Origin of the sequence: Burkholderia semiarida, from assembly GCF_029268935.1 — a bacterium.
In the GTDB taxonomy this organism is placed as follows: domain Bacteria; phylum Pseudomonadota; class Gammaproteobacteria; order Burkholderiales; family Burkholderiaceae; genus Burkholderia; species Burkholderia semiarida.
Map to the genome: position 1 here is coordinate 657,815 of NZ_JAHLCL010000001.1, position 25,991 is coordinate 683,805.

The following is a 25,991-nucleotide window of genomic DNA, read 5'->3' on the forward strand; positions in this document are numbered from 1 at the left end:
CCCGAAAATTGGCTCCCCTATGAATCGGGCACAGCCGCCTAGCCAGCACATCCGTCGATGCTGCAACTCATGCCTCCGGTGTCTTCGCTTTCGTCCGGTACGTTCTCGGCGGAGTCGATCAACGCTTTTTCGAACACAGCGACTTCACGTGCGCCCGACAGGTACGTTCGGTTGTTGAAGACAAACAGCGGAACGCCGTTTGCGATCCGATTCGCTTCTGCTTCATCTCGCGCGATTTCGGATACGATCTCGCGATCGTCGAAGGAGAGCGACGCAGCGGAAATACCGATGCTCTTCGCGAGCTCGACGAGCGCGGTTCTGTCGAAGATGTCCACACCGTCGGTCGTCGCGGCCCGGTAGATCGCTTCGATCAATCGTTGTTTGTCTTCAGGCTTTTGGACGCTTTTGACGAGGAAGTGCGCGTCGCTCGTGTCACCAAAGCGCATGGTCTCGAATCGGTAGTTCAGACCTTCCTGGGCGCCGGCCGAGCACACCGCATCCATCATTCTTTGCGCTGCCGCGGGGTTTCCGAACTTGGCATAAAGCGCGTCTGTAAAGCCAGTCGGAACCATCCCTCGCGCGAGACGGTAGGACTTGTGTGTCACGGCAACGTCGACGTGCTGCGTCATGCCTTCTATCGCTTTTTCCAGGCGTCGTTTTGCGATCCAGCACCAGGGGCAGACAAAGTCCGACCATACTTCTACATTGACCCGCTTCATGTTTCATCCTCAGCTGGAAATTGCTGCTTAGTGGCGCTCCGCTCGCAGCGGTAGCGCCGGGCAGGACATTTACTCGCGGCCGAGCTGGTCCAGTGCGTCGAGCACATGCGTGCTATAGACCAAAGCGGCACCGGCATTGAGATTGATGGCGACACCGAGGGCTTCTGCGACTTCTTCCTTCGTCACGCCGAGCTTGTTGGCTTCTGCCGCGTGAAAAGCGATGCAGCCGTCGCAGCGTGTGGTGATAGCGACTGCCAGCGCAATCAGCTCTCGCGTCTTTGCGTCGAGGTGATTTGTCTTGGCGCCGGCGGCACCGAGCAAACCGACGCCTTTGAGCGTGTCCGGGGTGTACCGTGCAAGTTCATGCACGCGGCGGGTGACGGCGCCGATTGTTTCAGTCCAGTTTTCCATGGTTTCTCTCCAAGTAACAACCAACTAGTTGGTAGGGTTCGAGGCCAAATAAAAGAGCCATGTCCACGTGGAAAACGGCTCTACGGTTGGTGCAACGATGAATAGCTTGGGAAAGCGATTCGTTTTTATGCTGCGGAGACGATGAGTCGGATAATGCCGCGGTCGAGCGTTTCGCCATTCTTCATCGCCCACTCGACAACGCTGGCTCCCTCAAGAACGCTCAATACCTGATGCGCCTTCTGGTAGCTTCCCACGCCAGCGGGGATCGCGCCGTCGCTGATGCCCTTGTCGATGACCTTGGTCAGCCAGCGCAGTTGCAGCTCGAAAAACCGATGCGTGAGCTTCTGCAGTTCGGGCGGTAAAGCAGCCATCTCGGCGGCAAGTGCACCGCAAAGCGGGAGCAGGCTTCCGTCACTGCTGGCGCGAAAGGTATCGAAAAATCCGTTCAAGCGACCCCAGAAGTCCTCATTCTCGCGGTCGATTCGCTCGAACGCTTCCACCACTCTCGCGACATAGGCTTCCACGATTGCAACGCCCAGACCTTCCTTCGTCGGGAAGTGGTGGTGAATGCTTGCCTTCCGGATACCAACGGTTTCGGCCAGATCCGCATAACTGAACGCGGCATAACCCATCGAGCGCATCAGGCCCTCTCCAGCTTGAACCAGCGCGTCGCGCGTACCTACTGCCATGCATCCTCCGGCTCACTCCCAAACTCAATGAGGCACAGTCTACCTACTAGTTGGTTTCTTGTCAACCATGGCGGCGCACCTGGTCTTTTGCAGTGAGCCGCAGCCGCGGCAAATTGTGTGATCAATCTCGCAGGAACACCGCGACCGCCGGGGTGAGAAAGATCCTTGTGAAGCTACCAACTAGATGGTAGGCTTCCGGTGAGTTTCAATTTTCCCTGCGCGAGAGCGCCCCCAGGAGGACCACCAGATGAGTACCCACCCGAACGGAATCGACGTACCGGCTTTGCAGCAATTCGTGCAAGAGGTCGCCACGGACCCCACGAAGCGGAATGCACGCTTCAACGTCAAGACGAAATGGGCGCACCAGACGCGCTCCGTGGCAACCGTCAGCCACTATGAGCTGGGCGGGGTAACCCACCAGCGGCATTTCGAAATCGCAGCGGATGAACCCACGCAGCTTCTGGGTACGAATAGCGCGCCCAACCCGCAGGAACTGCTGATGGCCGCGCTCAATGCCTGTTTGACGGTCGGCTACGTCGTCAACGCCGCCGCGATGGGCATCACTGTCCACAGTCTGGAAATCGAGACGGATGGTGAGTTGGACTTGCGCGGTTTCCTCGGGCTCGACGAGAGCGTGAACCCGGGGTACGACGAAGTGAGCTACGTCGTTCGCCTGCACACGGACGCTTCGCGCGAGCGTGTCGAGGAGTTGCACCGGGTTGTGACGAAAACTTCGGTCAACCGCGCGAATTTCTCGAAGGCGATCCGCGTGGTCTCGACGCTCGAAGTCCACGAAGGCTAACCGGCGCACGTATTGCGATGCCAGCCACGTCCCGCGTTCTACGCGGGGCGAACTGATTCATGGACGCGACAAGGCGAGTGATGGTGCGCTTTGGCACGGCCGCGCATACGGAACTGGTCCAGACATTCAAATTAAGGAAACCAAAATGAACGATTTTTCCGGTAAAAAACTTCTTGTCGTCGGTGGCACCAGCGGTATCGGGCTCGCAACGGCCAAACAAGTACTGAAAAGTGGCGGTAGCGTCGTCTTGACGGGTAACAGAAAAGACAAGGCTGAAGCGGTGCGCGCCGAATTGAGCGGGCTCGGTCCGGTCTCCGTGATCGCGGCGAACCTTATGACCGAGGAAGGCATGAACGCCATCCGTGCGGAGATCAACGCGAATCATAAAGATATTTCGCTGTTGGTGAATTCTGCGGGCATCTTTGTTCCGAAAGCCTTCATCGACCACGAAGAATCCGATTACGACATGTACCTGTCGCTCAATCGCGCCACTTTCTTCATTACGCAGGACGTGGTCAGGAACATGCTCGCTGCGAAGCGCCAAGGCGCGATCGTGAACGTCGGGTCGATCGGCGCGCAGGCAGCGCTGGGCGACTCGGCTGCATCCGCGTATTCCATGGCGAAAGCAGGTCTGCACGCGCTCACGCGCAATCTCGCGATTGAACTTGCCGATGCGGGTATTCGGGTGAACGCTGTCTCGCCGGCGATCGTACAGACGTCGATTTACGAAGGCTTCATGGCGAAGGAAGACATTGCCGGTGCGATGAAAGCGCTCGAGTCGTTTCATCCGCTCGGACGCGTCGGTACGCCCGAAGACGTTGCAAACACGATTGTCTTCCTGCTTTCGGACAAGACCTCGTGGGTAACCGGTGCCATCTGGAATGTGGACGCGGGGGTGATGGCAGTGCGCAAATGATGGTCGTTTGGAGGGGTACGCGCTAGCAGCTGATGTGCAACGGCAACGAGATGAAAGAAGGACCACCGCCACTTCCAGCGGTGGTCCAACAGGACATTGAAGGAGCTGCCGACGCCTTCATGGACGTCGAGCAAGGAGTGTGCGATGCGATTTGCAATCTATAAAAAGAATGGGCACCGCGGCATCGCGGTCGAGCACAGGGGGCAATGGTTTGGGCTGACCGCAGAGGACACCGCTTATCCGGGCGATCTGGATTCGCTGCTGGCGCAGGGCGCCGACCTTGCCGAAGTTGCCGCGCGTCTCGCGCGTGGAGCGCCGGTCGATCTTGATGCGGTACGCGTACTGCCGCCGTTCGGGCGGCCCAACAAGATCCTATGCGTTGGCTTGAACTACCTCGACCACTCGATGGAAACCGGGTTTGCGAAGCAGACTTACCCAACCGTGTTTGCGCGGTTCGCATCGAGCCTGATTGGTCACGGCGAACCGATCGCGTTGCCGACACAGTCGTCTCAACTCGACTACGAGGGCGAGCTGGTGGCGGTGATCGGCAAGGCTGGCCGCGGCATCACGCGCGAGCATGCACTCGATCACGTCGCCGGTTATTCGCTTTTCAACGACGTCACGCTGCGTGATTACCAGTTCCGCACTCCACAGTGGACGATGGGGAAGAACTTCGACGGAACCGGAGGATTCGGGCCGTGGTTCGTCACGGCCGATGAACTGCCGCGCGGCTGCAAGGGGCTGCGGATTCAGACGCGCTTGAACGGTGCGGTTGTGCAGGAGGCTTCGACGTCGGACATGATCTTTGATATCGAGACACTCGTCGTGATGTTGAGCGAAGTGATGACACTTCAAGCTGGTGACTTGATCGTCACGGGTACGCCTGCCGGCATTGGGATGGCGCGCGAACCGCAGCTCTGGATGAAGGCCGGTGACGTGTGCGAAGTCGAGATCGAGCAGCTCGGCGTGTTGCGCAACGCGGTCATGCCGGCGGCGATGGTTCGGTGTGACGCCTGACGGATGCGTGTGGCGCACTTGGCGGCCAAACGCTCGTCCCAACCTGCGCTGCCTGCGGCAAGAGTGCTTTCGGTCAAGGCCCCTGCGAAGTTGGCCCGGGAGCCCGTGACACCCAACTTTTTCGGTTGGCCGGGGCGGTTCAGTCGTGTGGGCCGCCGCCGGCTGTCCGGATTGGCTAGGATTTCGTGACAAGTTATAGGATGTCTCATGAGATTGTGCGCCGAAATCTCGTCCCCTCTGGTGTGGCTATATGCGAGTCAACTTGCATTCAGTCGATTTTAGTCATACGATGACTGACTATTTGAGTGGTTCGGCATGATGCCGCCGATCCGCCGCATCGGGAATTCGTTCGTGAAAATCGTCGCCATTGAAGTCATCCGCCTGTCGCTCGCGTTCGACGCGGGCCGCCTTCCCGTTACCGGTGCCCAAGCGGCCACCGCCGATACCTACAACGCCGCCGACCGTACACTTCGCTGCATGGAGTCGCTGCTGGTCCGACTCACCGACGACGCAGGGCGTGCGGGCTGGGGTGAGGCATTCGGCCATCTGGTCAACCCCGTCACCTTCGCCGCGCTTGAGGGTCCGGTCGGCCGCTGGTTCAAGGGCGTCGAGTTCGAGCCGACCCGGCCAGGGATCGCCGCATTGCGCGATGCGTCCGATCGCGCGCTGCATGCGTTCGGGCGGACGGGGCCGGTGTTGTACGCGTTGTCCGCGATCGATACTGCGCTGCACGACCTCGCCGCGCAGGCGGCCGGCTTGCCGCTATATCGCTGGCTCGACGGCCATCGCGACGAAATCGACGTGTATGCGAGCCTCGTCAGCTACGACAACGATCCCGACGAAGTCGCCCGTCATGTGCGGCGCGCGTGGGACGAAGGGTTCCGGCGCATCAAGCTGCACGAGACGCAGCGCGAGGCGATTGTGGCAGCGCGCGCCGCGTTTCCGGCAGGGGGCGAGCTCATGGTCGACGTGAATTGCCCATGGACCACGAGCGAGGCGGTCGGGCGCGTGAGCGAGTTGGCCGACCTGCGGCTCGGCTGGATCGAGGAACCAGTCTGGCCATGCGACGACGCGCAGGGCATCGCGCGCGTGCGTGACACGGGCGTGCCGGTTGCGGCTGGCGAGAACGCGTCCGGTGTCGCGGGTTTTCGCGACCTGTTCGAGCATGGCGCGCTTGACGTCGCGCAGCCGAGCGTCGCGAAGATCGGAGGACCGACCGGCATGGCGGAGGTGATCGCGCTCGCCGCGGATCACGGCGTGCGCGTCGTGCCGCATTGCTTCTATTACGGTGCCGGGCTGCTTGCCACTGCGCATGTCGTCGCGACCCTGCCGGCCGATGTCGCGCTGGAAATTCCGTATCTCGACTGGCCCGAGCGGCTGCACGACGCGCAGAGGCCGGGCGCGCGGCTGCGCTTGCCTGGCGTGCCGGGGCTGGGATTCATTCCGGACGAAGCGGTGCTGGCGCGCAACGCGATTGCGCGCGCAACGATCGGTTGAGTGCCAGCCGGGTGCGTGCGGCGCCCCCGGCATTTCGGACGCGTGTCGTAGCGGACGCACGCGTGGAAAGTCGCTGTCGACGTACCGGCGGCGTGACCGAAAAACATGAAGCCAGGCTGACGCGCACGCAGGCGCCGCCGGTCAACAGGAGACAACATGAAAACGCGTTACCGTTGGTGGATCGGCGCACTGCTGTTCGGCGCCGGCATGCTCAACTATCTCGACCGCGCGGCGCTGTCCGTCGTCGCACCGATCATCAAGCGCGAGCTCGGCATCGACGACGCGCAGATGGGCATCCTGTTCAGCAGCTTCTTCATCGGCTATTGCGTGTTCTGTTTCATCGGTGGCTGGGCCGCGGACCGTTTCGGGCCGCGTCGCGTGTTCGCGTGCGCGGCCGGCGTGTGGTCGCTGTTCTGCGGCGCGACCGCGCTGGCCGGTTCGTTCGCACACCTGCTCGTCGTGCGCGTCGCGTTCGGGATCGGGGAAGGGCCGATGGGGACGACGACGAACAAGGCAATCTCGAACTGGTTCCCGCGCCGCGAAGCGGGGCGCGCGGTCGGCTGGACCAATGCGGGGCAGCCTCTCGGCGCGGCGATCGCGGCGCCGATCGTCGGACTGGTCGCGCTGCAGTTCGGCTGGCGCGTGTCGTTCATCGTGATTGCCGCGCTCGGTTTCGTGTGGCTCGCCGCGTGGTGGACGTTGTTCCGCGACGATCCGGCTTCCCATCCTCGTGTATCGCCGGACGAGGCGCGCGAGATCGCCTCGGACCGGATGATCGATGTGTCGCCCGACGTTCATGCGATCGATCGCGCCGCGCGTCCGCTGCTGCGCGATCTGCTGTCGCGGCCGGTGCTCGGCGTCGCGCTCGCGTTCTTCAGCTTCAACTACGTGCTGTATTTCTTCCTGTCGTGGCTGCCGAGCTACCTGACCGACTACCAGCATCTGGACATCAAGCAGATGAGCGTCGTCGGCATCCTGCCGTGGCTTGGCGCGACCGTCGGCTTCGTGGCCGGCGGCACCGTTTCGGATCGCATCTACCGCCGCACCGGCGACGTGCTGTTGGCGCGCAAGATCGTGATCGTCGTCGGGCTCGCGGTTGCGGCCGTCTGCGTGCTGCTCGCGTCGCGCGTGAGTTCGCTCGGAGCGGCCGTGACGCTGATCGCGATCGCGAGCCTGTTCGCGTTCATGGCGCCGCAGGCGTGCTGGTCGCTGCTACAGGAAATCGTGCCGCGAGAACGCGTCGGGTCGGCGGGCGGCTTCGTTCACTTGCTGGCGAACCTTGCGGGCATCCTGTCGCCGAGCTTGACCGGCTGGCTCGTGGAGTATGGCGGCGGCTATGCGAGCGCATTCGTGCTCGCGGGCGCGTCGGCGCTTGCCGGAGCGGTGATCCTGACGTTCGCGGTGCGCGCGGCAGGTGTGGCGCGGATGCGAGGGGCCGTCTGACGCTGCGGCGCGATAGCGCGTGTTGCGCTCACGTGCTAGCGCGGATCCATGCGACGGGATCGCGTAGCGCAATCGGCCCAAGCGGTGGATCGTACATGCGCGGATGCTCGAGCGCCTTCCCGCGATTCAGCGATGAACCTAAATAGAGCCGGCGAGGTTGTCGCGCCCCGCCGGCTGAAGTGGTCCGATTCAGGAGGCATGTCGGACCGGAGAATTTACTCAGTTGAGTAGATTTCGTGCAAAAACTACTTCGTTGCGACCGTCGCAGCCGGAGGCAAGATGACAGTGGAGGCGATGCTGGCCGATTTTCCTTGTGCTGTCGAATGCATGGCCTGCGCGAACGCCGACTGCACTTCCGGCCAGCAGTAGACTTTTGCCCATGCGATCACCGCTACCAGAACCGTCGCAGTCGTCAGCGCGAATACCTTCCACGTGCGACGGGATTTGGGCTTCTCACGTTTTGCTGCGGCACCAGCCCATCCGAACTGCGACGGTTGCATTGCACTCGTGAAGCGAATGTCGTTCACGAACACCTTGCCGATTTCGTACCGGCTGTGAGCCGGTATCGGCGGTTGCGTCTGCTCGGGCTGCGCTGGCGTTGCCTGCGCGCCGATGCGGGCTCGCGGCGGCTCGAAATCGGCGGCGACGGCCGCGACCCGAAGGGACAGCTGGTCGAGAAACGCGCTGACGTCCGCCTGAAAATACCCGAGCACGTCGATGGCCCCTTCATCCAGATGCCCTGCGATCGGTGCGATCTGCGATGCAAAGAGCCCCGGCAATTCGGATACGTCGCCTAGCTCGATGAGCAGGTGATGTTTGACGAGGCCGCCGATGATCGCCGCGCAAATACACGTGAGTGCGCATGTCGCTTGTGCCGGCACGGCGATCTGCGCCGCAAGGTAGTCGCCGAGTTCCGTCGCGTCGTTGCCGGTCGCGTGTGCCACGAGCGTGAAACCCGCGTGCTCGAGATCCTTCAATTTGCTGGCCGAGTCGACCCAATCCGCACACTCGTCACGTATGCGCGGATTGATATTGCGGGACATGAGCGCACCGAAGATCGCGATGGTTTCGTGGCGGCCTTCCGATGCGCGCACGGCCCGCGCTGCAATCACGATCGGACCGGCCTGGCTGAATATCTGTTCGACCGCCTGCGGCGGTAATCCGACCTTGTGCGCGATCTTCTGGCGAACGGCCTCGTCAATGCATATCGTCGGCTGGCGAGTCAGCAGTTCGATAACCACGGACTTTGTTCTGGATGCACTTGAACAAGCGCTGTACGCCCGCCAACCGGGCGAGGACGGGACTTTGATACACCACTCTGATAGAGGGGCCCAAGGCGAATTCAACCGGTCGTCGCAACACCTTTAATCGAGGAGGTGTTGCATGGGGCGAAGCGCAAAGCGGGTGTATCAGTTGACAGGCCGAGGAGCGATGCACTCGCCGGGCGCACCATCGCTTCGGCATGAAACCGAGCGTCTATTTTGGAAGCAGATCGCCACCGGTATCACGAGCGAGAGAGCAGCAGAGACAGTTGGGGTATCGCCGGCGGTAGGTTCGCGTTGGTTCCGCTATCGTGGCGGCATGCCACTTTTCATGACGAATCCGATATCCGGTAGGTACTTGTCGTTCGGTGAGCGAGAAGAGATAGCATTGCTGTCGGCCCGAAGCTTTGGCGTGCGCGAGATCGCCCGTCGTATCGGACGCAGCCCATCAACGGTTTCGCGGGAGCTCACGCGTAACGCTGCCACTCGTGGTGGCTGCCTTGAGTATCGTGCTTCGGTTGCGCAGTGGAAGGCGGAACGGTTTGCCAAACGACCAAAGCCGGCGAAACTGGCGACCAACGCGCAACTGCACCACTACGTACAGGAGCGCCTGGAGGGCAATGTGCATGACGCCGATGGTCGCGAGATTGTCGGGCCTCGGCAGGCACCGTTCAAGGGGCGAAACAAGCCACGTCGCGGTGACCGCAAATGGGTCAATGGCTGGTCGCCTGAACAGATTGCTAACCGGCTGAAGATCGATTTCCCCGATGATGATTCCATGCGCATCTCTCACGAAGCCATTTACCAAGCCCTATACATTCAAGGACGCGGCGCGCTCAAGCGCGAACTGGTGGGCTGCCTGCGCACCGGGCGCGCGTTGCGCGTTCCCAGAGCCAGGGCGCAAGCCAAGGCGTGGGCACACGTAAGTGAGGACGTGATGATTTCCAGCCGCCCAGCAGAGGCAGAGGATCGTGCGGTGCCGGGCCATTGGGAGGGGGATCTGCTCATCGGCCTGAACCGGTCCGCTATCGGGACACTGGTGGAGAGATCGAGCCGTTTCACCATGCTCGTGCACTTACCTAGGGAGAGCGGCTATGGGGTGATTCCGCGCACGAAAAATGGACCCGCGCTGGCCGGCTACGGAGCTGTCACGATGGCCAATGCGCTCAAAAAAACTGTGACGGACATGCCTGCCCAGTTGTGGCGATCATTGACGTGGGACCGCGGCAAGGAACTGTCCGATCACGCTCGCTTCACGATCGAATCCGGCGTGAAGGTCTTCTTCGCGGACCCGCACAGCCCATGGCAGCGTGGCACGAACGAAAACACGAACGGCCTTCTACGACAATACTTCCCAAAGGGCACCGACCTATCCCGGTGGAGCGCTCGAGAGATTCAAGCCGTTGCAAATACATTGAATACCAGGCCCCGGAAAGCGCTCGGCTGGAAGACGCCGGCCGAAGCTCTGGACGAGTACCTGAAATCTGTTCAACAATTTAGTGTTGCGACGACCGGTTGAATCCGCCCAATACGTCAGCATTCGCTACAGCGAACGGCTGGCTGAGGCCGGCATCGAGCCGTCGGTCGGCAGCCGGGGCGACAGCTACGACAACGCGCTAGCCGAAACGATCAACGGCCTGTACAAGACGGAACTGATTCATCGGCGCGCCCCTTGGAAAACGAGGGAATCCGTCGAACTGGCTACGCTGGAATGGGTCGCCTGGTACAACCATCATCGGCTGATGGAACCGCTCGGCTATATCCCGCCTGCTGAAGCTGAGGCAAACTACTACAGGCAACTCAGAAATGCCGCTGACGTGTCAGCATTAACTTAAACCAACCAGCCTCCACGATTCCCGGTGCGGTTCACCGACGACGAAGAGCCAGAGCCTACTGTCGAAGAAACGAAACTGGCCTGCGAATATGCATAGCTTCGGTCAACGAAGCCATAGAATGTGTGTCGGCCAGCGAAGAACGACTCGCAGCGATGGAAGCCCACGAAATGAAGCACCCTTGGCGATAGGACTTTGTCGATGTCAGCGACGAGCGGCGTGCGCCGAGTATGGAAGAAAACGCGTACTCTTCGCGGGTTCAGGTCCGACCGCTCTGCGTCGGCCGTCCGCAGATACCGATCCCCTCGATCAATGTCCTTGCACCTGATCCATTTGTTCGATGGACTCGGTAACGATATCGAGGATATGCCGAACGACTTCTTCGCTCGACATGCCAGAGTCGATGTACTCTTGAACGCTCATTGTTCTCGGGAGACGCGAACTCCCGTCGCTATCGACAATGAACACTTTGGCGCTCGCCTTCCCAGTCGACAGCACCACTTGGACGTTCTTCCTGCATACGATGGCTTGCATGCATACGGTAGGCATCGCATCCTCTCCACAGACGCAATCAATATGCCCGGAAGTATGGAACATAGCGATGGGAAAGATTTTGCAAATTTCACGGGATGTCAGCGATTTTTTCTTTAAATAAGGTCACATCGAGGGCCGCCCCGTTACTATCTTCGCGCCCCGATAATCGGGGCTATGGCCAGCCAGGCCCGGCATGATTCTCGCCCCCAGTCGCAGTCATGATCCGGGGGGTGTTGTCACCGGGCCTGGTGGGTGCGCCGCATCGCTGATTTGCACGCCGGCGAAGCCAAGACCGATGCTCGCGACGCCGCGATCATCGCCGAAGCCGCTCGCTCGATGCCGCATACGCTGAGCTCGCTTCGACTGGCCGACGAGCAACTCGCCGAACTGACCATGCTCTGCGGCTTCGATGACGACCTCGCTGCTCAGGTCACGCAAACCAGCAACCGCATTCGCGGGCTGCCTACCCAGATCCATCCGGCGCTCGAGCGTGTTCTCGGACCGCGCCTTGACCGTCCAGCGGTACTCAATCTGCTTGAGCGCTATCCGTCGCCCGCCGCGCTTGCCGGCACCAGCGAGAAGACGCTCGCCAATCGCCTGACCAAGCTCGCTCCGCGCATGGGCAAAGGCTTAGCGGCCGAAATCGTTCAGGCACTGAGCGAACAAGGCGTGACCGTGCCCGGCACGCAAGCCGCCACCATCGTCATGCCCCGTTTAGCCCAGCAGCTTGCGGCATTGCGTAGCGGACATGCCGGTCGCCAGATAGTAGGCAACGCACGCGTTCTTTGCATCGGCATCGGCGGCTGCGCTACGCTCGATCTGGCCTCTCATCGAGGCTGAAATTTAAGCGCTTAAACCGAGGAGGCCCGCGATCGTGCGATCGATCGACCGGGTCCGACACTGGAGGATGACGATGAACAGACGATCGATGTTGCGCTGGAGTGTCTCGACCGCGGCGCTCGCATGCGTCGACCTGGCCGGCGCGCTGCCGGCCATCGCGCGCGCGGCGGGTGGCATCCCGTTCGCGATGGGCGCCGACGTGTCGACGCTGCCTGAGCTCGAGGCGCACGGCGCGCAGTACTTCGACCGCGGCCGCGCGACCGATTGCCTGAAGATTCTGCGCGCGCACGGTGTCGATTCGATCCGCATCAAGGTATGGAACGATCCCGGCAATCCGGCATTCTTCCCGGCCAACCAGAGTGATGCGGCCGGCTACAACAACGCGGCCCATGTCGTCGCACTCGCGAAGCGTGCGGCGGCGCTCGGGATGCGTATCCTGATCGATTTCCACTACAGCGACTGGTGGGCCGACCCCGGCAAGCAATACCCGCCGCATGCGTGGGCCGGCAAGAATCTCGCCGACACGTGCGCGCTGCTCTCGGCCTATACGACCGACGTGCTGCGCCAACTGCAGCGCGCCGGCGTGCGGCCAGAGTGGGCGCAGATCGGCAACGAGATCACGGGCGGCATGCTGTGGCCGCTCGGCCGCTACGACCAGTGGGACAACCTCGCGCAGTTGCTGAAGACGGGCCGCGATGCGGTGAAGGCCATCGATCCGCGCATCAAGGTGATGCTGCACATCGACAGCGGCGGCGACAACGCGAAAAGCCGCTGGTGGTTCGACAGCGCGACGCAGCGCGGTGTCGCGTTCGACATGATCGGCCTGTCGTACTACCCGCAGTGGCAAGGCTCGCTCGACGACCTGCGCAACAATGCGAACGACCTCGCGGTGCGATACGACAAAGAACTGATCATCGTCGAGACCGCGTATCCGTGGACCACCAGTGACGGCGACTCGGAACCAAACGCGATGACGAACACCGGCTCGACCGCGTTCCCGCCGTCGCCGGCCGGCCAGGCGCAGTTCCTCGCGGCGGTCGTCGATATCGTGAAGGGCGTGCCGGGCAATCGCGGCAAGGGCGTGTTCTGGTGGGAACCGGAATGGATCCCAACGCCGGGTGTCGGCTGGAAGCTCGGCGCCGGCGATCAATGGGACAACAACACGTTGTTCGACTTCCACGGTCACGCGCTGCCGTCGCTCGACGCGTATCGCCAGCGCTGACGCATTCGCGTCGTCACCGCATCACCGCACCGACGCATCACGCGTCAGTGCGGTGCATCGAAGCGGCGTCGGGCAGATGCCGTCGTGTCGCCTGCGCCACTCGCACCGCCCCGTTCGCCGTGCGCGTCCTGCGCGAGCAGTGCGAATGCGACGAGCGCGAGCACGCAGCACCCCGCGCACGTCGCGCGATAACCGAACAGGTCGACGCACGCGCCCGACAGCACGCCCGATGCGATCGAGCCGACGCGCGCGGTGCTGAAGAACATCGCGGTCGCGGTGCCCGGACGCGTCGGCATCAGGTCGCACACGCGCGTCATGCCGAGGCACGATGTAATCGCGACCACGCAAGCGCTCAGCAGTTGTAGCGGGAGGATCATGTCCACCCGCGTCACCGCCGCGAGTCCGATGAAATACGCCGCATGCACGGCCGCGCACGCTGTCAGCCAGCGCGCCTTGTCGAGCCGCGTCGACCAAATGCCGAGCCAAAGCATCATCGGGATCTCGAGCAACGCGGCGAGACCCAGCGCGGCCGACACGTTGCCCGGCGATCCGCCGAGCCCACGCACGATGTACAGCGGCAGCACGATCATCGTCGCGTTCGCCGCGAGCCCCATCAGCGTGAGCGCGACGAGGGTGCGCCGCACGCTTGCGCGCGGTGCAACGACGATCTCCGCCGGTGCCTCGGCGGACAGCGGCGCAGCATGGCTCACTGCGCGTACATGAGCCGCCGCCGGCCGCCGCGCGGGCTCCGGAATCCGCGCGATGATCGCCGCGCATGCGACGAAGCCCGCTGAAGCAGCGAGAAAAAGCCCGACAAAACCCGTCTGCGCGAGGATCAGCGCGCCGAGCGCGGGACCGAACACCCATGCAACCGACAGCATCGTGCGCAGCGCCGCCGACGCGAGATCGCGCTGCGCATTGTCGTCGACCGGCAGCACCGCGCGCGCGAACGCGAAGATCTGCGACAGCGACACGGCCCCTGCACCGAGCAGGATCGTGCCGGCTGCGATCACCGGCCCGTGCGCACGCAGCACGCATAGCAGCGCGAAACCGAGCGCGGCCGCCGCGAGCGAGACGACGAGCAACGGCCGGTGCCGGTCGCGGCGATCCGACCAGCGCCCGGCCCACGTGCTCGCGACGACACCGCTCGCCGCGATCAGCGTCATGAAGATGCCCGCGAGAAATGGCGACATCCCCGCCGCCTCCACGCCGAACAGCGACAGGTACGGCGCCGTAAAGGACATCGCGACACCGAGCATCAGCGCGGCCGCGGACAGCGGCAAGAAATGCGCGATCCCGGCGAGGCGCGCGAAATGCGACTGTAGCAACCGCGGCGACTGCATCGCGTCAGTTCGGCTCGACCCATGCGGCGACGTCGACCGCGCCGAGTTCGGGGCCGCCGAGCACGAAGCGCGCACTGTCCGGCGCAGGCAGCGTGCATGGCGCGTCGCCATAGTTGAGCGCGAACACGAGGCGCCCGCGCCGGCGCAAGCGCACGCCATCCGGCAACGCGCGGACCGGCAGTCCGGTGTCGCGCGCGCAGCGCGCGACGACCGCACGCAACAGCGCGTGGTCGAAGCAGGCGGTTGCCATCGTCACGCGGCCGCGCCGCACGAGCGCGGGCACGCCGTCGTCGCAGGCAGCAAGCACGTTGATGCCGGTCGCCGATTCCATATCGACGTGATCGCGCCATTTCAGCGCATGGCCATCGATACCGTCGAACGCGACGCGCGGTGTGAGCGACGGCCGCAGCGACTCGACCTGGCCGATTCGCACCGGCAGCACGTCGCGCAGCTTGCCGGGTGCGAGGCCCGGCGCGATTGCGAATTCCGCCGTGCGCGAGCCCGTGCGCGGCCCGAACAGCCAGTGCGCGTCTCCGCACGCCGCCTGCTCGACGACACGATCCGGCACAACCGGCAGCGTCGGCGCGACGACGAGTGCATAACGCGACACGTCGGCATCGGCAGCGACGACGTCGACGTCGAGCCCCAGTTCGCGCAACGCGCGATACCAGTCGAACGCATGCTGCTGGTAGTCGAAGTCGGCGCCGTGCGGCTGAATCCGGATCATCCAGTCGGCCGCGTAATCGAACAGCAGCGCGACGCGTGCGGGCTCGTGCGTGCCGGTGACGAGCCCGATATCCAGCGCGGCCAGTTCGCGTGCGACGCGCGCCACTTCGTGGCCGCCCGGCGACAGCCGGTCGTCCGGCGCATTCAGCCCCGAGTGCAGTTGCTCCTGCGCATACGGATACTGTCGCCAGCGGAAATACGACACGAGTTCCGCGCCATGCGCGAACGCTTCCCACGTCCACAACCGCACCGCACCGGCATGCGGCACCGGGTTGTACGGCCCCCAGTTCACGGGCCCCGCCTGTTGCTCCATCACCCACATCCGCCCGTTGCCGACGCCGCGATACAGGTCGTGCGAGAACGCCGACACGTCCGGGTGGCCAGTACGTGCCCAGCGTCCCTTGTCCGCTTCATCGAGCGGCAGCACTTCGGTGCGCGGCACCGGGTAGCTGTCCCACGCGGCAACGTCGAGGCCGCCATGCGCGAACGCATAGTGATCGAACTCGGTAAAAAAGCCCATGAAGTTGTGCAGCACGTCGCGGCCCGGCGCGTGCGGACGGATCGCGTCGACCTGCGCGGCATGAAACCGCGCGACCTCGTCCGACTGATAGCGCCGGAAGTCGAGCAGGTGTGCGGGATTCGCGTCGGTCGGCGTATGACGCGGCAGTTCGATCTCGTCGAAGCCGCGATATTCCATGCTCCAGAACACGTTGCCCCACGCGCGGTTCAGCGTGCCGATGTCGCCGTAGCGCGCGGCGAGCCACGTGCGAAACCCTTCGAGCGCCGCCCGCGTATAGCTCGGCAACGTGTTGTGACAGCCGAGTTCGTTGTCGGTCTGCCACGCGATCACGGCAGGGTGTGCGCCGTAGCGCCGCGCCATCGCGTCGGCGATGCGCACGCAGTGCTCGCGATACACGGGGCTCGCGATGTCGTAATGGCGGCGCGAGCCGAACTGCCACACCGCCCCGTCCGCGCCCACCGGCAGAATCTCCGGATGACGATCGACGAGCCACTTCGGCGGCGCGGCCGTCGGCGTGCCGAGCACGATCTTCAACTGCTGGCCGGCAAGCGTGTCGATCGCTTCGTCGAGCCACGCCCAGTCGTAGCGGCCGGGCGCCGGCTCCATCCGGCTCCACGCGAATTCGGCGATCCGCACGCGCGTCAGACCCAGTTCGGCCATGCGCTGTGCGTCGCGCTCCCATTGTTCGCGCGGCCAGTGTTCGGGGTAGTAGCAAACGCCGAGGTGCATCGTGGATTCCTTGCTGAAGAAAGAGGATGGGACGGATCAGCCCTTCGTCGCGCCGAACGTGAGCCCCGCGACGAAGTGCTTCTGCATCGCGAAGAACATCGCGACCGACGGCAGCGCGGCGAGCACGGAGCCTGCCGACACGATGTTCCAGGCGGTCGTCCACTGCCCTTTGAGCGCGGCGACGCCGACGGTGATCGGCGCCGCGTCGTCGCCTTGCGTGAGGCACAGTGCCCAGAAGTAGTCGTTCCACACGAACGTGAACACGAGGATCGCGAGCGCCGCGAGCGCGGGCCGCACGAGCGGCAGCACGACGCGCCAGTAGATCGCCCACTCGGACGCGCCTTCGACGCGCGCGGCCTCGATCAGCTCGAACGGCAGCTCGCGGATGAAGTTGCGCAGGAACAGCGTGCAGAAGCCGGTCTGGAACGCGGTGTGGAACAGCGCGAGCGCCCACACGGTGTTGTACAGGCCGACGGCGAGCATGATCTGCCGCACCGGGATCATCAGGATCTGGATCGGCACAAAGTTGCCGGCGACGAACAGCCCGAGCAGCACGAGATTGCCGCGGAACCGGTAGTTGGCCAGTGCATGCCCGGCGAGCGACGCGAGCAGGATCGACGCGGCCACCGACGGCACCGTGATCAGGAGGCTGTTCGCGAAGTAATGCAGCATCGGCGTCTGCGTGAGCGCGGCGCCGTAGTTGTCGACGAGCGCGAACTGCTTCGGCCAGCTCCAGTAATGACCGGCGATGATCTCGTCGGTCGAGCGGATCGACGTGACGAGCACCGCGAGCAGCGGCACGAGCCACAGCGCGAGCGCGCACGGCAGCGACAACCGGTAAAGCAGGCGGGCGGGACGTCCCCAACGGGACACGGGCATCGGGTACATGTTGGCGATCCTTACGATTCGACGCGCACCAGCTTGCGCAGCTGCCACACGATATAGACGAGCATGATCGCGAACAGCACGACGGCGATCGCGGCCGAATAGCCTTCGCGGTAGTACTTGATCGCCTGGTCGACCATGAAGTAAGCGAGCACGGTCGAGCTGTCGAACGGGCCGCCGCCCGTCATCACCGAGATCAGGTCGAAGCTGCGCAGCGCGCCGATCACGGTCAAGACGACCGCCATGAACGTCGCGGGCCGCAGTTGCGGCAGGATCACGTGCCACAGCAGCGTGAAGCCGCGCGCGCCTTCCATCCGCGCGGCCTCAACGATTTCGCTGTTGATGCCCGTCAGCCCGGTCAGATAGAGAATCATGCAGAACGGAATCTGCAGCCACAGCGCGGCGGCGATCACACCGTACGTCGCATAGCGCGGATCGCCGAGCACCGGGATCCCGTGCCCGACGATCAACTTCAGCAGCCCGAACGTCGGGTCGTAGAACCACGAGAACACGAGGCCGACCACGACGCCCGGCAGCACGAACGGCGCGAAGAACAGCGACTTCACGAGCCGGATGCCGAACACGTTCTGGTTCAGGTACAGCGCGAGCGCGAGGCCGAGCGGCGGCGCGGCGAGGAACAACACGAGCCACAGCACGTTGTTCTTCAGCGCGACAGTGAACGTGTCGGACTGCAGCAGCTCGCGATAGTTGTCGAGCCCGGCGAACGTCATCGGCGTCATCCCGTCCCAGTGATGGAAGCTCAGCCAGATGCTGCTGACGATCGGGTACAGCACGAACACGGTGAAGAGCGCGAAACCCGGCAGCACGAACCACAGGGCCGCGCGGTTGCGCCGCCGCGCGAGCGACGCGCGCGCGGGCCGCCGCGGGCCGGCATCGCGGCGCGCGGCGCTTTCGGAAAGGCTGGTTGACATGAGATGGCCTTCGATGAAACGAACGTGACGGTGACGACGCAGCACCGGGCCGACATCCTCGCCGGCCCGGCCGCACGGCGCATTACTTCCGGTAGATGCGCTTGCGGGTCTGCTCGAGGCGCTGCAGGATCGCATCGAGCTGCGTCGGATCGGACAGGAACTGCTGCATCGCCTTCATCCCCTCGTCCGCCATTTCCTTCGTCATGTCGCGGTCGTAGAACTGCGCGATGCCGCCCGGCGTCGTCGCGAGCGTATGGAATCCGATCTTCGAGATCGGGTCCTGCGGCTCCGGCGCCTTGTTGTTCGACGGCAGTTGCCCCATCCCCTTCGCGAACTCGCCGCTGACCGCCGGCTGCCCCATGAACGCGAGGAAGCGTCGTGCATCGGCCTTGTTGTGCGCCTTCGCGGGGACGATCAGCACATTGACCGGGCCGTCCTCGGCAAGCGGCACCGACGCGTCGATCACCGGAAAGCGGAAGAAGCTGATCGGGTTGCGCGTCGCGCTCAGCAATCCTGCCGAATACCAGGTGCCCATCAGCGTCATCGCGGCCTGGCCATTGACGATCAGCGGGCTCAGCGAATCGACGTCGTAGGACAATGCGTTGTCGATGAAGTACTTGTCGTCGATCAGCTTCTTCCATGCCGCGTACACGGCCCGCACGCGCGGATCGGTATAGGCGACGTCGCCGGCCATCAGCTTCTGGTGGAACGTATAGCCGTTGATCCGCAGGTCGAGGTAGTCGAACCACGCGGCGAGCGTCCATGCATCGCGCGCGGCCACCGCGATCGGCGCGATGCCGGCCGCCTTCAGCTTGCGGCACGCGTCGAGAAACTGCGGCCAGTCGGCCGGCTCGCCGTGAATGCCGGCCTTCTCGAACAGGTCCTTGCGATAGAACAGTCCGTACGCGTCATAGCCGAGCGGCAAACTGTAGAGCTTGCCGCCGTAGGTCGACGACTGCTTGACGGACGCGTACGTGTCGTTCCAGCCGTTCTTCTGCCAGTCCGCGCTCAGGTCCTCGATCAGCCCGCGCTTCGCGAAGTACGCGAGCCGTTCGCCGTTGTTCCAGCTCAGCACGTCCGGCGGATCGGTCGCGAGCCAGCCGGACATCTGCACCTTGTACGCCTCCTCGCCGACGTAGCTGACCTTCAGGTCGATATCCGGATTCGCCTTGTGGAACTGGTCGAACGCGGCCTGCCACGTCGCGCGCTGGTTGCCGCGCGCGGCAACGTTCACTTTCAGCGTGCCCGCGTCGGCCGTGCCCGCGGCGCACGCCGCGGCAGTCGTCAGGGCAAGCAGCAGTCGGCTCGCACGAAGTCTCATCGTCGTCTCCTTATGTCGGTATGTTGAATGCCGCGTCGCACGCGGCCGGTCGGCATGGCGCCGCTACGCGAACGCCGCTTCGGCGTGAAGGGCCGGCAACGCGATGCCGGCTTCGTCGAACAGATGGCAACTCGACGGCGGCACGCGAAACGCATGCCGCTCGCCGCGCCGCAACGCGGCCTGCCCCGGCAGTTTCGCGAGCAGCGGCGCACCGTCGGGCTGGTCGAGATGCACGTACGCGGCTTCGCCGAGCTGCTCGACGAGCGCGATGTCGCGCACGATCGACGGCAAGCCGGCATCGCCGGACGCGGCGAGCATCAGGTGCTCGGGACGAATCCCGAGCGTCACGCGCGCGCCGCGGCCGATATGGCGCGGCAACGGCCGATCGCGCAGCGTCAGCGTTTCGCCGGTGCCTTCGAGCGTCAGCCGGCAGCCGTGCGCATCGTCCGCGTCGACGACGGCCGGCAGGAAGTTCATCCGCGGCGAGCCGATGAAGCCCGCGACGAAGCGGTTGGCCGGCCGGTGGTACAGCTCGAGCGGCGCACCGGCCTGCGCGATGCTGCCGAAGCGCGCGACGTCGTCGCCCGCATGCAGCAGCACGATCCGGTCGGCCAGCGTCATCGCCTCGATCTGGTCGTGCGTGACGTAGACCGAACTCGACTGCGTGAAGCGCGCGTGCAGCCGCGCGATTTCGACGCGCGTCTGGCCGCGCAGCGTCGCGTCGAGATTCGACAGCGGCTCGTCGAACAGGAACACGCGCGGCTCGCGCACGATCGCGCGGCCGATCGCGACGCGCTGCCGCTGCCCGCCGGACAACGCCTTCGGCTTGCGATCGAGCAGTGCTTCAAGCTGCAGCACGCGCGCGGCCTCGGTCACGCGGCGGCGGATCTCGTCCTTCGGCGTGCCGGCGATCCGCAGCCCGAAGCCGATGTTGTCGAACACGGTCATGTGCGGAAACAGCGCATAGCTCTGGAACACCATCGCGACGCCGCGCTCCGCGGGCGGCGTGTCGTTCATCCGCGCGCCGCCGATCCGCAGCTCGCCGTCGGTCACGTCCTCGAGCCCGGCGATCATCCGCAACAGCGTGGATTTTCCGCAGCCCGACGGGCCGAGAAACACGCAGAATTCGTGCGACGCGATCTCGAGGTTCACGTCGCGCAACACCAGCGCATGGTCGCCGTAGCGCTTCGAGACATCCTTCATTGAAATGGCGGTCATCGCGTTCTCCTCTTGCCGGTTACACGCATCGGATCGGAAAATTTAAACGCTTAAATTTTGATGGCGCGATTCGCCCGCTTCGCCGTACCATGTCGTCTCCTTCCTCTGATGTGTCGAGAAATTAGCGTATCGGCTGTCCCCGTGCAACTTGTGGGACGCACTCCCAGAATATGAGCAGACACTCTCCCGCTTCACTTCCGCTGCATCACGCCAACCGGCCGATCGGAGGCCGCGCATGGTGACGCTCGCGCAAGTCGCGCAGCGCGCGAACGTCACGGCGGCGACCGTCTCGAACGTGCTGCGCAATCCGCAGAAGGTGAAGCCGGCGACCGTCGAACGCGTGATGGCGGCCATCCGCGAACTCGGCTACCGGCCGAACCTGACCGCGCGCGCGCTCGCCGAGGGCCGCACGTCGACGCTCGCGCTGATGCTGTCGAACATCACGAACCCGTTCTATCCGGAGTTCGTGCTGGCAGCCGAGCGCGAGGCGCGCAAGCGCGGCCATTACCTGCTCGTGTCCAATACCGACGACGATCCGGCGATCACCCGCAACTACCTCGAGCGGATCGCGGGGACGCTCGCGGCCGGTGCGATCGTGATGAACACCGATCTCGCCGAAGCGGAACTCGCCGACATCGCGCGTCACGGCGCATCGATCGTGCTGTGCATGTGGGAACACGTGCATGCGTCGCGTACGCTGCCGTGCGTGACCGTCGATTTCGCGGCGGCGGGCGCGCTGGCGGCCGCGCATCTGTCCGGGCTGCGACATCGCGCGTTCGGCGCGCTCGTCGGCAAGGGGTCGGGCGGTCCGCAGTCGGTGCGGCTGCGCGGTTTCGCCGACGAACTCGCGGCGCGCGGCCACCCGGCGAATACGCTGACGACCGTATCGGCGCACGACTCGATCGAAGGCGGCTACGAAGCGGCCGCCGCGTTGCTGCGGCAGCAGCCTGGCCTCACCGCGCTGTTCGCGACCAACGACCTGATGGCGATCGGCGCGATGCAGGCCGCCGCCGATCTCGGCCTGCGCGTGCCGGCCGATCTGTCGGTAGTCGGCATGACCGATATCCAGCTCGCCCACCAGTTCCGTCCCGCGCTGACCACGGTGCGGTTCCCGACCGCGCAGATCGCCGCGCGGGCGATCGCGCTGACGCTCGACATGATCGACGGGATCGAGCCGGCCGCGGCCGTGCATACGATCGGCGCGCCCGAGCTCGTGGTGCGGGAATCGACGGGGGTGGCGCAGGTGGAGTTGCCCCTGTAATACCGGACACAGCTAAGATTGCTTGACGTAGTCGTGTTTCATCGTCTTCACGCAGCTCTCGTCCATCCCGTTACTTTGTGGGCTGCACACCGGCGTGGTCAATGGCTTGGGGCCGATGGCCGCTGCGAACCGGCGCGTATCGTCAGCCGTGTAGCCCGAACCGATGTCGCTCACCCACTTGATTTCGGATGGCGTATGCAACTCGTTGCCAAACCGATTTTCCACTGCAGCGAGCATCACGTGCGCAGGATGTCACCGCTGTGGCCTGCCGTCGTGGCCGCCCAGGTCATCGCCTCGCGGTCGCAGCAGTCCAGCGCAAACGTCAGGCGCAGCGGCTCGCCGTTGTCACAGGGAAACTCGAATCCATCGGAGCACCATCGCTGATTGCTGCGCGCTACGGCCACCTTGCCGTAGACCAAACTAAAGTTGTCACTGTTTGCGAAGTAAAAATGTCACTTCGCCGCCTCGTGCTGGCGATGAAGGGCGAAACCGTCATGAATTCGCGAGGTTGCACGTCGCGAATTAAAGTTGTCACCGGCCGCGGCGTCGCGAAGATCGGTGTCAACTTCCTAGAGCACGGGAAGTTCCTGTCGCGCGTCGTGCGACACCCGAGTTTTAGCGGGCAATCGTGCTGTTGTGATAAAAATTAAATTGATGTCCGCACAGAACTGACCACTGGGGATGCGGCTTTTTTCTTGGACTGAATTACGTTGTTAGGCCCAAGCTTTCACGGTCTCGATGGGGCTGAGGTAGCCAAGGGAGCCCTTGATCCGTTTCTGGTTGTACCAGCGAACGTAGGCGTGACAGGTCGACGCCCAGGTCTTTTTTTAGGAGTTCATTCGCCTTCTTCAGCAGGTCGTGTTCAAGCTGCAGATTGCGAATGTCGCGCCGGAGCTGTTCGACCTGCCGTTCCAGTTCGTCCCGATCCGTCTCTGCGCTTGATCTCTTGTTGCGTTTCATGGGCGCAGCGGCCTCCCGGCCGAGTAACTGGTTCTTCCAGTCGTACAGCGTCACCCTGTCGACGTCCAGCTTTCGCGCCACCGCCTGTGCAGAATTGCATCGGCAAGGGCTGAGTATTTCGGCCATCGCCGCTCGACTGGGTATGGACCGCAAGACCGTTCGTAAATACATCAGGAATGGCGTTCAGGCGCCACGTTACGGTCCGCACGCACCGCGACCGTGCGTGGTCGATCCGTTCGTCCACTACGTCACCGAACGTGTGCGCGAGTTTCCCGACCTGAGCGTCAAGCGACTGCTGCGCGAGATTCGGGCCATGGGGTACACCGGTGAACCTCGCGCGCGCACTGGCGGCCGAGCTCCCCGACCTGATCATGTGCGACGAGGTTACGTCGGCGCTCGACACAGTAGTCGGCGCCGCGATCATCGAGCTGATGCGCGACCTGCAGGCGAAGCTCGGCGTGTCGTGCGTATTCATCACGCACGACATCGCGAAGGTCCTCGCGATCAGCGACGACATCGTCGTGCTGTACGCGGGCCGCCGCGTCGAAATCGGCAGCCGCCATGCGCTGTGCGCACCGCCTTACCACCCGTATTCGCACCTGCTCGTGTCTTCCGCGCCCGAACTGGCTCGACGCCGCCGCCGCGCACTGCCATCGGCCGTTGGTGCAGATCGGTGCGCAGGTGCTGTGCCATCGCAGCGAGGAAGATCGCGCGCGTTTCCGGGCGGAGCCAGCGCCGGCCGGCGTTACGCCGGTGCAGCTGTAGTTCGCGGCGCGCGAACCGTTCATCGCGCGGCGTGGCGGACGGAACGCCGCATAATCTGCCGCGGCGGTCATGCAAAACGGCAATGTGTACGCGTGCCGCGCGCGAATACGCGGCAACTGCGGTTTTTGACGGTGATTAAATGATTCCCATTGAGCGGTCGCCGATCGTCATCGCAGCAAGAGACGTCGCGGATCGGCGATGAAATCGCGTCCGACGGTTTCTACGGTGGGCTGCTGCAGCGCAACGGCGCGCGGATGCACATGGGCAAGTTCGGCGTGTGGCTCGCGCAAGCGACCGTGCACGCCGCGGCGCGCATTTACGAACACGCGGCAGCGACGCAGCTCGAGCGGTGTGGCCCGGCCCGGGGACGGCTCATCGATTTGGCATGGGGCAAGGTCGTGGATTTCCAAGGTGGCGCCGTCACTTGCAATGAGGTGACGGCCTGTCGACGATGCGCAGCGTTGCGCGCCGCGGGCGAGCGGCGACATCGATGCGGTGAACAGCCGCCACTTGCGGTGGTCCGGCGCTGACGGAATTGGAGTGTGTGATGCGGTTCGTTTCCTATTGGCTCGATACGTCGCAGCCATTCGTGAGCCGTTCGCCGGAACTGCCGGACGGAAGTTGCGACGTGGTCGTCGTCGGCGGCGGCATTACGGGTTCGGCCGCCGCGCTGGCGCTGGCCAAGAAAGGCGCGCACGTGATCGTCTGCGAGGCGGGCACCGTCGGGCAGGCGGCATCGGGACGCAACGGCGGCATGTGCAACAACGGCTTCGCGCAGGATTACGCGTCGCTGTCGCAGCGCATCGGCACGGAACTGGCCAACCGGCTCTATCTCGCGTTCGACGCGGGTGTCGACACGGTCGAGCGGCTGGTCAGGGAAGAGTCCATCGATTGCGATTTCGTGCGCCGCGGCAAGCTGAAGCTCGCGGCGAAGCCCGAGCATTACGACAAGCTCGCGCGCAGTCAGGCACTGCTCGCGGCGAGCGTGGACCCCGACACGCGCCTGCTCACGAAGGCGGAGCTGCGCGACGAGGTCGGCTCGAACCGGTATCACGGCGGGCTGCTGTTCGGCAAGAGCGCCGGCATGCATGTCGGCCGTTATGTGCGCGGCCTCGCCAGCGCCGCGCAAGCTCGCGGTGCGCATATTCTCGAGCATGCGCCGGTGCTCGGCCTGCAGCGGCAAGCGGGCGGCGCATACGCGGTGCGTACGCCGCTCGGCGAGATCCGCGCGCGCCAGGTGCTGCTCGCGAGCGGCATTTCGCAGGTCGGGCCGTTCGGCTGGGTGCGCCGCCGGATCGTGCCGGTCGGTGCGTTCATCATCGTCACCGAGCCGTTGCCGAACGACCTGCTCGACCGCTTGCTGCCGACGCGCCGGATGGTTACCGACACGAAGAACTTCGTGAATTTCTTTCGCGTCACGCCCGACAACCGGATGCTGTTCGGCGGGCGCGCGCGGTTTGCCGCGTCGAATCCGCGTTCGGACGAGAAGAGCGGGGCGATCCTGCGGCAGCAGATGGCCGCCGTGTTTCCCGAGCTGGCCGACGTACGCATCGACTACTGCTGGGGCGGGATGGTCGACATGACGGCCAACCGGCTGCCGCGCGCGGGCGAACGCGACGGCGTTTACTACTCGATGGGCTATAGCGGCCACGGCACGCACATGGCCACGCTGATGGGCACGTTGATGGCCGAGATCATGGACGGACGCGCCGACCTCAACCCGTGGAAAGTTTTCGACTGGCCCGCGATTCCGGGCCACATCGGCAAACCGTGGTTCTTGCCGTTCGTCGGCGCTTGGTATCGACTCAAGGACACTCTTCAATGAATTCCCCAGTTGTTCACCTAATGCAAGCCGGAAGGCTCGATCGCTTTTTCATCGACGGCGATTGGGTGCAGCCCGACGGCAGCGACCGGTCGCGGTCGTCAGACTCGGCATCCTTGCCCTGAACCTGGTCAAGCAACCGATCGATCAGCTCATCGGGAAACAGCTTCGGTGCCTTCGGGTTCTTGCTCTTCTTGATCACTGTTGCATCGGTCATAGGACGTTAGTTCCGTTATCGTCTCATGACCTCGGCACACTAAATCTATGGTCACTCCCGTTTTTGCAAGGCTGATTTTTGATGTTGTGGATTGGCTTGCGTAAATCT

Annotated in this window: 20 protein-coding genes and 9 pseudogenes; 15 read left to right on the forward strand and 14 right to left on the reverse strand. The window is 64.1% G+C overall.

Going from position 1 to position 25,991, the window contains the following annotated elements:
- Positions 1–38: 38 nt before the first annotated feature.
- The 3 genes from KPB06_RS02965 to KPB06_RS02975 all read right to left on the reverse strand — a co-directional run bounded on the left by KPB06_RS02965 (position 39) and on the right by KPB06_RS02975 (position 1,819).
- Positions 39–719 (reverse strand): DsbA family oxidoreductase, encoded by a 681-nt coding sequence (locus KPB06_RS02965; protein ID WP_275920349.1) that lies wholly within the window; start codon positions 717–719, stop codon positions 39–41.
- 69 nt (positions 720–788) lie between these two features.
- Positions 789–1,130: a carboxymuconolactone decarboxylase family protein gene (locus KPB06_RS02970; RefSeq protein WP_275920350.1), complete on the reverse strand. Its 342-nt coding sequence runs from the start codon at positions 1,128–1,130 to the stop codon at positions 789–791.
- A 125-nt stretch (positions 1,131–1,255) separates the two neighbouring features.
- Positions 1,256–1,819, reverse strand: coding sequence for a TetR/AcrR family transcriptional regulator (locus KPB06_RS02975; RefSeq protein WP_275920351.1), 564 nt, complete (start codon positions 1,817–1,819; stop codon positions 1,256–1,258).
- Between the two features lie 247 nt (positions 1,820–2,066).
- Here KPB06_RS02975 and KPB06_RS02980 point away from each other — a divergent pair, with 247 nt between their 5' ends.
- From KPB06_RS02980 to KPB06_RS03000, 5 genes are all read left to right on the forward strand, one after another.
- Positions 2,067–2,621 carry an OsmC family protein gene (locus KPB06_RS02980; RefSeq protein WP_275920352.1) on the forward strand — a complete coding sequence of 185 codons (555 nt, stop codon included), beginning with the start codon at positions 2,067–2,069 and terminating at the stop codon, positions 2,619–2,621.
- A 145-nt stretch (positions 2,622–2,766) separates the two neighbouring features.
- Positions 2,767–3,537, forward strand: a complete 771-nt coding sequence (locus KPB06_RS02985; RefSeq protein WP_275920353.1) for an SDR family NAD(P)-dependent oxidoreductase — start codon at positions 2,767–2,769, stop codon at positions 3,535–3,537.
- A gap of 144 nt (positions 3,538–3,681) precedes the next feature.
- A complete protein-coding gene (locus tag KPB06_RS02990; protein ID WP_275920354.1) occupies positions 3,682–4,554 on the forward strand; it encodes a fumarylacetoacetate hydrolase family protein in 873 nt (290 codons plus the stop codon).
- 351 nt (positions 4,555–4,905) lie between these two features.
- A complete protein-coding gene (locus tag KPB06_RS02995) occupies positions 4,906–6,051 on the forward strand; it encodes a mandelate racemase/muconate lactonizing enzyme family protein (protein ID WP_275920355.1) in 1,146 nt (381 codons plus the stop codon).
- A gap of 156 nt (positions 6,052–6,207) precedes the next feature.
- On the forward strand, positions 6,208–7,494 hold the full coding sequence (locus tag KPB06_RS03000) for an MFS transporter (RefSeq protein ID WP_275920356.1): 1,287 nt from the start codon (positions 6,208–6,210) through the stop codon (positions 7,492–7,494).
- 245 nt (positions 7,495–7,739) lie between these two features.
- Here KPB06_RS03000 and KPB06_RS03005 read toward each other — a convergent pair whose 3' ends face one another.
- Positions 7,740–8,735 carry a hypothetical protein gene (locus KPB06_RS03005; RefSeq protein ID WP_275920357.1) on the reverse strand — a complete coding sequence of 332 codons (996 nt, stop codon included), beginning with the start codon at positions 8,733–8,735 and terminating at the stop codon, positions 7,740–7,742.
- Here KPB06_RS03005 and KPB06_RS03010 point away from each other — a divergent pair.
- From KPB06_RS03010 to KPB06_RS03030, 5 genes and pseudogenes are all read left to right on the forward strand, one after another.
- Positions 8,701–8,829: pseudogene (locus KPB06_RS03010) on the forward strand (IS3 family transposase); the annotation flags it as partial. The gene KPB06_RS03005 and the pseudogene KPB06_RS03010 sit on opposite strands and share 35 nt — an antisense overlap.
- Positions 8,830–8,877: 48 nt before the next feature.
- Positions 8,878–10,275 carry an IS30 family transposase gene (locus tag KPB06_RS03015; RefSeq protein ID WP_172843443.1) on the forward strand — a complete coding sequence of 466 codons (1,398 nt, stop codon included), beginning with the start codon at positions 8,878–8,880 and terminating at the stop codon, positions 10,273–10,275.
- A gap of 4 nt (positions 10,276–10,279) precedes the next feature.
- Positions 10,280–10,591 (forward strand): annotated as a pseudogene (locus tag KPB06_RS03020) (integrase core domain-containing protein); the annotation flags it as partial.
- A 783-nt stretch (positions 10,592–11,374) separates the two neighbouring features.
- Positions 11,375–11,863: pseudogene (locus tag KPB06_RS03025) on the forward strand (IS110 family transposase); the annotation flags it as partial.
- A 172-nt stretch (positions 11,864–12,035) separates the two neighbouring features.
- A complete protein-coding gene (locus KPB06_RS03030) occupies positions 12,036–13,184 on the forward strand; it encodes a glycoside hydrolase family 53 protein (protein ID WP_275920358.1) in 1,149 nt (382 codons plus the stop codon).
- Positions 13,185–13,228: 44 nt separating this feature from the next.
- On the opposite strand, the gene KPB06_RS03035 is transcribed toward KPB06_RS03030, so the two are convergent.
- From KPB06_RS03035 to KPB06_RS03060, 6 genes are all read right to left on the reverse strand, one after another.
- Positions 13,229–14,527: a sugar efflux transporter gene (locus KPB06_RS03035; RefSeq protein ID WP_275920359.1), complete on the reverse strand. Its 1,299-nt coding sequence runs from the start codon at positions 14,525–14,527 to the stop codon at positions 13,229–13,231.
- A 4-nt stretch (positions 14,528–14,531) separates the two neighbouring features.
- Positions 14,532–16,502 (reverse strand): beta-galactosidase, encoded by a 1,971-nt coding sequence (locus KPB06_RS03040; RefSeq protein ID WP_275920360.1) that lies wholly within the window; start codon positions 16,500–16,502, stop codon positions 14,532–14,534.
- 36 nt (positions 16,503–16,538) lie between these two features.
- On the reverse strand, positions 16,539–17,390 hold the full coding sequence (locus KPB06_RS03045) for a carbohydrate ABC transporter permease (protein ID WP_124555436.1): 852 nt from the start codon (positions 17,388–17,390) through the stop codon (positions 16,539–16,541).
- An 11-nt stretch (positions 17,391–17,401) separates the two neighbouring features.
- Positions 17,402–18,319 (reverse strand): carbohydrate ABC transporter permease, encoded by a 918-nt coding sequence (locus KPB06_RS03050; protein WP_275920361.1) that lies wholly within the window; start codon positions 18,317–18,319, stop codon positions 17,402–17,404.
- A gap of 82 nt (positions 18,320–18,401) precedes the next feature.
- On the reverse strand, positions 18,402–19,640 hold the full coding sequence (locus KPB06_RS03055) for an ABC transporter substrate-binding protein (protein WP_124555438.1): 1,239 nt from the start codon (positions 19,638–19,640) through the stop codon (positions 18,402–18,404).
- 63 nt (positions 19,641–19,703) lie between these two features.
- Positions 19,704–20,858: an ABC transporter ATP-binding protein gene (locus KPB06_RS03060; protein WP_275920362.1), complete on the reverse strand. Its 1,155-nt coding sequence runs from the start codon at positions 20,856–20,858 to the stop codon at positions 19,704–19,706.
- 235 nt (positions 20,859–21,093) lie between these two features.
- Here KPB06_RS03060 and KPB06_RS03065 point away from each other — a divergent pair, with 235 nt between their 5' ends.
- Positions 21,094–22,119: a LacI family DNA-binding transcriptional regulator gene (locus KPB06_RS03065; protein WP_275920363.1), complete on the forward strand. Its 1,026-nt coding sequence runs from the start codon at positions 21,094–21,096 to the stop codon at positions 22,117–22,119.
- A 24-nt stretch (positions 22,120–22,143) separates the two neighbouring features.
- On the opposite strand, the pseudogene KPB06_RS03070 reads toward KPB06_RS03065, so the two are convergent.
- The 3 pseudogenes from KPB06_RS03070 to KPB06_RS03075 form a co-directional block, all read right to left on the reverse strand.
- Positions 22,144–22,529: pseudogene (locus KPB06_RS03070) on the reverse strand (DDE-type integrase/transposase/recombinase); the annotation flags it as partial.
- A 295-nt stretch (positions 22,530–22,824) separates the two neighbouring features.
- Positions 22,825–22,919: pseudogene (locus KPB06_RS34465) on the reverse strand (IS3 family transposase); the annotation flags it as partial.
- Positions 22,915–23,181 (reverse strand): annotated as a pseudogene (locus KPB06_RS03075) (transposase); the annotation flags it as partial. The pseudogenes KPB06_RS34465 and KPB06_RS03075, both read right to left, overlap by 5 nt.
- Between KPB06_RS03075 and KPB06_RS03080 the strand changes: the two are divergent.
- From KPB06_RS03080 to KPB06_RS03095, 4 genes and pseudogenes are all read left to right on the forward strand, one after another.
- Positions 23,135–23,407, forward strand: a pseudogene (locus KPB06_RS03080) (helix-turn-helix domain-containing protein); the annotation flags it as partial. The pseudogenes KPB06_RS03075 and KPB06_RS03080 sit on opposite strands and share 47 nt — an antisense overlap.
- Positions 23,406–23,844 (forward strand): annotated as a pseudogene (locus tag KPB06_RS03085) (ABC transporter); the annotation flags it as partial. The pseudogenes KPB06_RS03080 and KPB06_RS03085, both read left to right, overlap by 2 nt.
- Before the next feature lie 149 nt (positions 23,845–23,993).
- Entirely contained in the window at positions 23,994–24,374 is a 381-nt protein-coding gene (locus KPB06_RS34635) for a hypothetical protein (protein WP_476695703.1), read from the forward strand.
- 17 nt (positions 24,375–24,391) lie between these two features.
- Positions 24,392–25,669 carry an NAD(P)/FAD-dependent oxidoreductase gene (locus tag KPB06_RS03095; protein WP_275920364.1) on the forward strand — a complete coding sequence of 426 codons (1,278 nt, stop codon included), beginning with the start codon at positions 24,392–24,394 and terminating at the stop codon, positions 25,667–25,669.
- Positions 25,670–25,769: 100 nt separating this feature from the next.
- Here the strand turns inward: KPB06_RS03095 and KPB06_RS03100 are convergent.
- Positions 25,770–25,883 (reverse strand): annotated as a pseudogene (locus KPB06_RS03100) (transposase); the annotation flags it as partial.
- Between the last annotated feature and the right edge of the window lie 108 nt (positions 25,884–25,991).